This is a genomic window from Aequoribacter sp., from assembly GCF_965659035.1.
In the GTDB taxonomy this organism is placed as follows: Bacteria; Pseudomonadota; Gammaproteobacteria; order Pseudomonadales; family Halieaceae; genus Aequoribacter.
In genome coordinates, this window is sequence record NZ_CBFHWH010000001.1 from 145,824 (window position 1) to 154,186 (window position 8,363).

The window sequence follows — 8,363 nt, forward strand, 5'->3', positions numbered from 1 at the left end:
CAGAGCTAGGGCTCTAAAGCCAGATCTTCCTCACCCTCAGGAACCGGAATAATCAGGTCTTCTTTACTGACACCCAAACCGACCAGCAAATTCGCGGCGACGTAAATCGACGAGTACGTACCCACAACAACACCAACCAACAGCGCCAGCGCAAAACCATGAATCATTTCGCCGCCTACAAGGGCCAACGAAATGAGTACCAGCATGGTTGTCAAGGAGGTGACCAAGGTCCGACCTAAGGTCTCGCTTAACGACTGATTGATCACTTCCAATGGATCTGTACGACGTAACTTGCGGAAATTTTCACGAATACGATCGCTGACCACAATGGTATCGTTCAGAGAGTACCCTATGACCGCTAGAATCGCGGCTAACACCGTTAAGTCAAACTCTAAATCAAACAGCGAAAAGAAGCCCAACACGATAATGACGTCATGAGCTAAGGCACCCACGGCACCTAGCGCAAACTTGAACTGAAACCGAAAGGCAATGTAGAGCATCACCAAGCCAAGCGCCAACAGCATCGCTAATCCACCCTGCTCACGAAGTTCCTCGCCGACTTGAGGGCCGACGAATTCGATCCGCCGCAACTCTACATCAACCTTAGACTCGCTTTGTAAAATACCCAACAAGGCCGCACCTTGCTCATCAGAGGTACCTGCAGGCAAGCGAATTAGCACGTCACGATCGGTTCCGAAGCTCACCACGATCGCCCCCTCGTAACCACGCGACTGCAGGGTCTGACGGATAACGGTCAAATCTGCCGAGTCGGCGTATTCAACTTCGACTAAGGTGCCCCCAGTAAAATCTAGCCCCCAGCTCAACTCCTTAACACCGAGCGAGACGACACTTGCCAGAATTAAGGCAATTGATAACCCCGCAGCCAAACGGCGCCATGCCATAAAGTCAATAATCTTCATTTTGCGACTCCCCCAATCGACAGGGTCTTAACTTTGCGACCACCGTAAATCAAATTAATTAAGGCCCTAGTTCCAATGATCGCGGTAAACATCGACGTCAAAATGCCGAGTGACAGGGTCACGGCAAATCCTTTGATTGGACCCGTGCCCACTGCATAAAGGATAACAGCGACGATCAGTGTGGTGATATTCGCATCTAAGATCGTGCTTAAGGCCTGCTCAAAGCCTTTGTGAATGGCCATCTGGGCACTAGACCCGCCATTCAACTCCTCTCGAATCCTCGAAAAGATCAGCACGTTGGCGTCCACGGCCATACCGACCGTAAGAACAATACCCGCAATACCAGGGAGCGTCAGTGTCGCACCCAACAAGGACATAAACGCCAGCAGTAATACGAGGTTGCAGGTCAGAGCGACAACCGCCACAACACCGAAGGCGCGGTAGTAGAACAACATAAAAATAACAACTAGGGCCAGGCCAAGCTGCACTGATTTTACGCCCAACTCGATATTCTCTGCCCCAAGCGATGGCCCGACTGTGCGCTCTTCAACAAACGAGATGGGGGCCGCCAAAGCTCCAGCGCGCAACATCAAAGCCAGCTCGCTCGCCTCTAACGGGCTGTCTAGCCCTGTTATCTGAAACTGAGCTCCCAAGGCTTGCTGGATAACGGGAGCTGTCAGAATCCGTTTTTCATCGTAAGGTATTTTTGTAATAACATCGCTGCCATCGGCCGCGACATCATAGGAAGTCTTGTATTTACGCTCAATAAACAGAACCCCCATGCGACGCTTAACATTATTGCGAGTCGCTCGCGACATGAGCGTACCCCCCTCACTATCGAGGCTAATGCTCACATTGGGGCGGCCGTTTTGATCAAATCCTGCTGCTGCATTGGATACGCGCTCACCGGTTATGATCACGTCACGCTCCAACCACTCGCTCATACCTAAACGATCTTCGCTACGGTATTCGAACCGCTGTTTTTCCGAGGGCCGTGCATTACTGCTGGCAACCAAGCGAAATTCTAGGTTCGCTACTTTACCCAAAATACGCTTCGCTTCGGCGGTATCTTGGATACCCGGGAGTTCGACCACAATACGATTACGCCCCTGGCGCTGTACCAGCGGCTCGGAAACACCCAGCTCATTCACTCGATTACGCAGGGTCGTAAGGTTCTGCGCTACCGCGTAGTCAACGAGCTGTGCTTTTGCCTGCTCGGTCATGCTGACTTTCAAACCAAATTGGCCTTCTTGCTCGTCAAGACGGTCAAGCATAAGCTCAGGCATTTCGTCTGCAATCGCGCTGCGCGCGTCTTCCCGTTCCTGCTCGCTACCGTACTGGGAGACAACGGCGCCCTGCTCGTCCAAATCTACCAAACTTCTGATACGGTTTTCTCGCAACAGTTTTTTGACCGCAGTCAAATAATACTCATGCCTGCGCTCCAGGGCAGCATCGACGTCGACTTCAAGTTTGAAGTGCACACCACCGCTCAGATCTAGGCCTAATTTCATTGGTTGAGCACCCAAGTCGGTCAACCATTTTGGCGTGGTGGGCGCCAAGTTCAGAGCCACAATGTAACCGTCTCCCAAGGCCCGAGCGATACGCGCCTGACCCACGAGCTGTTGATCTGCAGCACTCAGACGAATTAGTGCGTTGCGACCATTGTCCGAAATCGATTCGCCAAAGTGTTGGATATCGGCATCCTCTAAGGCTTCCAAAGCACGCTTCAAGGTAGCATCGGTAATCGCTTGACCGCTGCTTGCGCTCGTTATCTGAATTGCAGGGTCAGGTGCATAAAGATTTGGGGCTGCATAGACAAACCCAAACAGCACAAACACCAAAACCAGCAGATTTTTCCAGAGGGAATAACGGTTTAACATAGCTTACTCATAGAATTATTGACTCACTTCACGACACTGACCGTTTGCCGCCCGAATTACGGGCAGGCTCTGCCTACCCCATTGTTGTTTTAATCCATCCACACCCTGGCATTCCTGAACAAACGCATCCAGGCGCCATCCTCTTGCCAGTCCGTCGGACACCACGAGTTTTGAATCGCTCTAAACACCCGCTCAGGGTGTGGCATCATGATCGTAACTCTGCCGTCGTCACTGCAAAATCCGGTCACACCCTCTGGCGACCCGTTTGGATTGCTCGGGTACACCTCGGTTGCGCGAAGATCATTGTCTACATACTTGAGGCTGACTAATCCGGAATTCAAGGCTTGAGCCTGACTATTTACGTCAAACCACTGAGCGCGTCCTTCACCATGAGCCACCGCGATCGGCATGACACTACCCTGCATCCCTCGAAGTAGAACAGATGGCGACTCCATCACTTCCACCAGTGCAACGCGCGCTTCGAACTGTTCAGAGGTATTGCGTCGAAAACGAGGCCAGTGGGTTGTGCCGGGGATCAGAGGTGCTAACTGCGACAGCATCTGACAGCCGTTACAAACACCCAAGCTTAAGGTGTCATTACGTTCGAAAAACGCTTGAAATTGATCCGACAGCGCTTGGTTAAACAGAATGGACTTAGCCCAACCAGACCCTGCACCCAACACATCACCAAACGAGAAACCTCCACAGGCCACCAAGCCCTTGAAGTCCCCAAGGCTGCGTCTACCAGAGACCAAGTCGCTCATGTGCACGTCAACCGCGTCAAATCCAGCGCGATCGAAGGCTGCCGCCATCTCTACCTGACCATTAACACCCTGCTCACGCAAGATGGCGAATTTGGGTTTCCTCTTGACGTTTAGGTAGGGCGCCGCGATGTCATCATTTTGATCAAAGGTCAGGCGCACCGACATTCCGGGGTCATCTGCCCGAATACCCTCGTATTCTTGCTCGGCGCATTCTGGATTGTCTCTGAGCTTCTGAATCTCGTAACTGGTGCGAGCCCAAAGTTTCTGAAGCGTTGTTCTAGACTCCGCCAAGACAATGCCTTCCTCAACCGCAACCGTAATGTCGTCAGAATTATTCGCGAAACCCAGAGGCACAATGCAATCTTCCAAGCCCATAGCCTTGCAGCGACTGACAAAGGCGTCGGCACGATCGGCCTTGACCTGAACAACGGCGCCGATTTCCTCACTGAATGCGGCACCCAATAGCTGATCACTGGACACCGGCAACGAAAGCTCCAAGCCGGCATGGCCGGCAAAGGCCATCTCTAATACCGAGACCAGGGCTCCCCCGTCGGAACGATCATGATAGGCGTGCAATACACCTTCACTGACGGCCCATTGAATCAATTCAAACAGGGCGCGAACCGAATTTGCGTCGATATCAGGGCAGCGATCGCCAAGCTGACCAAAGCTTTGAGCCAGCACAGACCCACCCAAACGATTAGCGCCTCGACCGAGATCAAGCAATAAGATGGGTGCGTCGACATCAGGTGTGAGCTGCGGAGTCACGGTACGACGCACGTCCGTTACTGGCGTAAACGCTGAAATGATAAGCGATACAGGAGCGGTGACAGACTTGTCTTCTCCATCTGACCAGACAGTTCGCATGGACATAGAATCTTTGCCCACAGGAATGGTCAAACCAAGCTCAGGGCAAAACTGCATTCCGACGGCTTCAACCGTGTCGTACAGAATAGCGTCGTGATCTCGATAGCCTGCAGCGCACATCCAGTTTGCCGACAGTTTTATATCAGAGAGCTTTCCGATTTGAGTGCCTGCTAAATTGGTAATCGCTTCTGCCACGGCGAGGCGTCCCGATGCCGGGCCAGAGATAAGCGCAACTGGAGTTCGCTCTCCCATGGCCATGGCCTCGCCTGCATAGCCTTTATAATCAACGGTGGTGATCGCGCAATCCGCGACCGGCACCTGCCAGGGACCGACCATCTGATCTTGCGCGACCATCCCCGTAATCGAGCGGTCACCAATGGTGATCAAAAACGATTTACTCGCGACGGTGGGATGAGTCAACACACGATCCAAAGCGTCTGCAAAGGTGCATTGGATATCAAGCCCTGTCGCAATCGCGGACTGACGTGTGACTGAACGATGCATTTTTGGGGGCTTACCAAACAGCACTGACATCGGCAAGTCGACGGGCGTATTATCAAAATAACCATCACTCACCGCGATATGCTGTTCTTCGGTCGCTACCCCTACGACAGCAAATGGGCATCGCTCGCGCTCACAGAACGCTCGGAAGACATCTAAGTTTTCAGGTTCTACGGCGAGCACATAGCGCTCTTGCGACTCGTTACACCAAAGCGCCAAAGGCGACATACTGGGTTCATCATTGGGCACATCGCGCAGCTGGAAACGCCCACCACGACCGCCATCTTTAACAAGCTCCGGCAAGGCATTTGAAAGGCCACCGGCACCCACATCGTGAATAAAGGCTATCGGGTTAGACTCGCCAAGCTGCCAACAGCGGTCAATAACCTCTTGGCATCGGCGCTCCATCTCCGGATTTTGGCGCTGAACCGAGGCAAAATCCAAATCTTCCGCCGAGCTACCGCTCGCCATCGACGAGGCCGCACCACCGCCCAAACCAATCTGCATCGCAGGGCCACCCAGGACAATTAAGTGTGCGCCAGCGCTGAACGCGCCCTTCTCGACGTGCTCCTCGCGAATGTTGCCGTAACCGCCTGCAATCATAATAGGTTTGTGGTAGCCGTAGACGCAGTTCTCGCCGTCCTGTGTGACGTTCAGCTCGAAACTACGAAAGTAACCGCTGAGATTGGGACGACCAAATTCGTTATTAAATGCTGCGCCCCCAATGGGGCCTTCAAGCATAATATCCAGCGCTGACACGATACGACTCGGCTTGCCATAGTCGCTATCCCATGGTCTAGGGAACTGTTGTAGATTCAGACCCGACACCGAAAAACCAGTGAGTCCAACTTTGGGTTTAGAACCGCGACCGACAGCCCCTTCGTCACGTATTTCACCACCAGACCCCGTGCCGGCGCCCGGGAACGGCGCAATCGCCGTTGGGTGATTATGGGTCTCGACTTTCATCAGCAAATGTACAGGTTCCAACGTCGCCGTGTAAGAACCTGTCGCTGGGTTTGGATAAAAACGATAGGCTTCGGTGCCCTTGACCACCGCCGCGTTGTCCGAGTAAGCAGACAAGACGTTATCTCCAGCCAGATTGTAGGTGTTGCGGATCATGCCAAACAGCGAGTTTGGCTGATCGACCCCGTCTATTGTCCAGCTGGCATTGAAAATTTTATGACGGCAGTGCTCGGAATTTGCCTGAGCAAACATCATCAATTCGACATCGGATGGATTGCGCTGCAAGCCTTGAAAACTCTCGACTAGATAATCAATTTCATCTTCTGCCAGTGCCAAACCGAGCGTCTTGTTTGCCTGCTCTAGAGCTGGGCGACCGTGGCTTAGAATATCTACAGAGGTCATTGCCGCCGGTTCTGCGGCCGCAAAAAAAGCATCAAGACCGCTCCAGCTAGTAACGGCCGACTCGGTCATCCGGTCATAAAGAACTGCGGGAACCGCACAATTAGCAATGTCACCGTCGAGTTCAAAAACGAGAGCCCGCTCTATTCGTGCAACAGCGTGTATGTCACAGTGCTTGGCGATATCGGTGGCCTTGGATGACCACGGCGAAATTGTGCCCAGACGCGGAGAAACCACGCATACCGGCGCGTTGGACTGAGTGTCTACTAAATCTTCAGCCGCCAGCAGATCCATCAATACTCGCTGACTTTGCTCCGACAAATCGGACTTGAGCTGCACCAAGTAGGCGTAATAAGTCGAGTCTACCCTGACTGGGGATTGATCTGAGGCCAATTGATCGTTAATTTTAGCGACACGAAATGCCGAAAGTGCAGCGCCACCGCGGAGAATGAGCATGCTTTATTTGACTCCATGCTATCGAGTACAAGAAAGCAGCGAAGTGTACCTCAGTTCGCCTGCTCTGGCGACGAATAGGCGCACAAAGTCGCGCTTTTTAAGGGGAAATCCACTGAAATTCTGCCTGACCTTAATGCTTGCGCTTATTCTGGCGGGCTGTGAGCAAAAAGACACTCTTCAGGAGGTTAAACAGAGAGGCTATCTCACGGTTGTCACACGCACCAGCCCTACGACTTACTACCGCGACAATACCGGACCTACTGGATTTGAATATCAACTTGCGCAACGATTTGCAGATCAGCTAGGTGTGGAGCTCAATGTCCTTACCGAAAGCACTATCACCGGAATTTATCGAAATTTACGCGAAGGCACGGCTGACTTGGCAAGCGCGGGGCTGAGTCTCAGCGCAGCAAGAGCGGAAGAGTTCTCGTTTACGCAAAGTTATTTTGAAGTACAACCTTTAGTGATCTACCAGAGCGGCCAGTACCGTCCTTCCTCGATAACAGATCTCTACGAACGTACTGTTCTGGTCACGGCGAATTCAAGCCACCTTGAGCTTCTCGAGCAGTTGCACGAGTCGCATCCTAAACTGCGCTGGAAGGTCATTGCCAGCTCAGATTCGGCGGATCTACTTGATCAGATCAACGAAGACACCCCTTTTGCAATCGTTGATGACTACGATTTTGCTCTTCAGCAACCCCTCTTTCCGCGCCTAAAAGAAGCTTTTAGCTTCGGGGACAAACAACAACTCGTCTGGTTCATAACAACCGATTCGCAGAGTGACACGCTCACAGAAGCGGCCAACTTATTTTTAAGCGAAGTGACAGCAGATGGAGTCTTGCGCGGGCTGGCAGAAGAATTCTTTAGCTATGAGCCCCTTGTATCTCGTGCCGGCACCTTTACGTTCTCGCAAAACATGGACAGCGTTTTGCCCGACTACGAGAATATGATTCGACAAGTCGCGCATGAGTACAACATCGATTGGAACTTACTCGCCGCTATGGCCTATCAGGAATCCCATTGGGACCCCAAGGCAAAGTCTTTTACCGGCGTTCGCGGCATGATGATGCTGACCCAGCGAACTGCCAGAGAGTTAAACGTTAAAAATCGCTTAGATCCACTGGAAAGTCTGCGCGGCGGTGCACGTTATCTCAACAAACTCAAACGCCGACTTGACCCAGCCATTCCCGAGCCCGACCGAACTTACATGGCAATGGCAGCCTACAATATTGGTATGGGCCACCTGCAAGACGCGCGCAAATTAACAGCTCAAAAAGGCGATAACCCTATGGTATGGCGCGATTTGATGCAGCATTTACCAAAACTGCAGAAACCAAGCTATTACCGAACCCTTCGATTTGGTTATGCGCGCGGTGCTGAAGCGGTGACCTATGTTCAAAATATCCGTCACTACGCCAATATATTATTGTGGCGAGATATTACCCAAGGGCAGGAGATAGAGCCGCATAACAGCCGTGACTTCCTCCCTGAAACGCTTCAGGAGCTGCATCTGTTAGGGCTGTGATGCAAGCCTCAATCGCTCGTCAGTGCCAACAGTTTTTCTGTATCGCTAAGAGCTCTGGCGCTCAGATTTTTTTAGTCTTCGTCGCTCT

Annotated in this window: 4 protein-coding genes; 1 reads left to right on the forward strand and 3 read right to left on the reverse strand. The window is 52.3% G+C overall.

All coding sequences use genetic code 11. The features are described from left to right. Nucleotides 1-5: 5 nt before the first annotated feature. The 3 genes from secF to purL form a co-directional block, all read right to left on the reverse strand. The gene (secF, locus tag ACTF5Z_RS00675) at nucleotides 6-920 is read right to left on the reverse strand and encodes a protein translocase subunit SecF (RefSeq protein ID WP_438984102.1); all 915 of its coding nucleotides are present in this window, start codon (nucleotides 918-920) and stop codon (nucleotides 6-8) included. Beyond that, nucleotides 917-2,800, reverse strand: coding sequence for a protein translocase subunit SecD (gene secD / locus ACTF5Z_RS00680; RefSeq protein ID WP_438984103.1), 1,884 nt, complete (start codon nucleotides 2,798-2,800; stop codon nucleotides 917-919). The genes secF and secD overlap by 4 nt, the downstream gene beginning before the upstream one ends. 89 nt (nucleotides 2,801-2,889) lie before the next feature. Next, a complete protein-coding gene (purL, locus tag ACTF5Z_RS00685; protein WP_438984104.1) occupies nucleotides 2,890-6,750 on the reverse strand; it encodes a phosphoribosylformylglycinamidine synthase in 3,861 nt (1,286 codons plus the stop codon). 133 nt (nucleotides 6,751-6,883) lie between these two features. On the opposite strand from purL, the gene mltF reads away from it, so the two are divergent. After that, nucleotides 6,884-8,275, forward strand: a complete 1,392-nt coding sequence (gene mltF / locus ACTF5Z_RS00690; protein WP_423854555.1) for a membrane-bound lytic murein transglycosylase MltF — start codon at nucleotides 6,884-6,886, stop codon at nucleotides 8,273-8,275. The last annotated feature ends 88 nt before the right edge of the window (nucleotides 8,276-8,363 follow it).

Bases quoted from the DNA above. Each gene is read 5' to 3' on its own strand.
- secF (WP_438984102.1), bottom strand. From the start codon at position 920: ATGAAGATTATTGACTTTATGGCATGGCGCCGTTTGGCTGCGGGGTTA.
- secD (WP_438984103.1), bottom strand. From the start codon at position 2,800: ATGTTAAACCGTTATTCCCTCTGGAAAAATCTGCTGGTTTTGGTGTTT.
- purL (WP_438984104.1), bottom strand. From the start codon at position 6,750: ATGCTCATTCTCCGCGGTGGCGCTGCACTTTCGGCATTTCGTGTCGCT.
- mltF (WP_423854555.1), top strand. From the start codon at position 6,884: ATGCTTGCGCTTATTCTGGCGGGCTGTGAGCAAAAAGACACTCTTCAG.